Source organism: Faecalibacterium sp. DFI.5.82, from assembly GCF_029076575.1.
Taxonomy (GTDB): Bacteria; Bacillota; Clostridia; order Oscillospirales; family Ruminococcaceae; genus Faecalibacterium; species Faecalibacterium duncaniae.
The window spans coordinates 1-306 of sequence record NZ_JARFIS010000602.1 but is presented as its reverse complement, the minus strand read 5'-3'; the positions used below and the strand labels follow the sequence as shown (position 1 = coordinate 306).

The 306-nt window shown below is 57.5% G+C and carries 1 protein-coding gene; it reads right to left on the bottom strand.

Annotated features, from left to right (window positions below; all coding sequences use genetic code 11):
- On the bottom strand, nucleotides 1-165 hold a 165-nt coding region (locus P0G09_RS18070; protein WP_275253361.1), incomplete at its 3' end, for an antirestriction protein ArdA.
- Nucleotides 166-306: the final 141 nt, after the last annotated feature.

Below are 306 nucleotides of genomic sequence, written 5' to 3'. Positions count from 1 at the left end.
GGAGATAATAAAGTATTCCTGGCAGCGTACCCCGTCCACGCCGATCCGCTTTAAGAGGGACTGCACCTCCTCCGTGTTGGTGGGGAAATGCAGCGTTTCCCCCACCAGATGCCCCGCTCTGTAAAGGGCAGGATTTGAAATGAAAGCCTCAAAAACAGACTCCATCAGCGTTTGCCCTGTCCCTTGACGGTCAGGATGCCCTCATGGGTGGTGGCGGTAATTCCCAGCCGCTGGGCCACGGCAATATCATTTTTCATGGCCTCGGTCATGGTGTGGCCGCAGACCACCAGCACATGGGAGCGGCGG